Consider the following 372-nt stretch of genomic DNA (forward strand, 5'->3'; position numbering starts at 1 on the left):
CCCCTACGGCTGGGACGAGGGATGGGAAGCCGAGTTCGCTCCCTATGCCCGGCAGGGTCTCCTGCCCGGTCGTGTCGTACGGGTCGACCGCGGCCAGTGCGACGTCGTGACCGCCGGCGGGACCGTCCGTGCCGACACCGAGTTCGTCGTTCCCCGTGACCCGACGAAGGTCGTGTGCACGGGGGACTGGGTCGCCGTCGATCCCGGCGGTGATCCGCGGTACGTCCGGCTGTATCTGCCGCGCCGTACCGCCTTCGTCCGCTCCACCTCCTCCAAACGGTCCGACGGGCAGGTCCTCGCCGCCAACGTCGACCACGCCGTCCTCGTCGTGTCCCTCGCCGTCGAACTCGACCTGGGCCGCGTCGAGCGCTT

General features: G+C 71.0%; 1 pseudogene. It reads left to right on the plus strand.

Going from position 1 to position 372, the window contains the following annotated elements:
* Nucleotides 1–372, plus strand: a pseudogene (locus BIV23_RS45055) (ribosome small subunit-dependent GTPase A); the annotation flags it as partial.

It is taken from the genome of Streptomyces monashensis (assembly GCF_001866665.1).
GTDB classification, from domain to species: domain Bacteria; phylum Actinomycetota; class Actinomycetes; order Streptomycetales; family Streptomycetaceae; genus Streptomyces; species Streptomyces monashensis.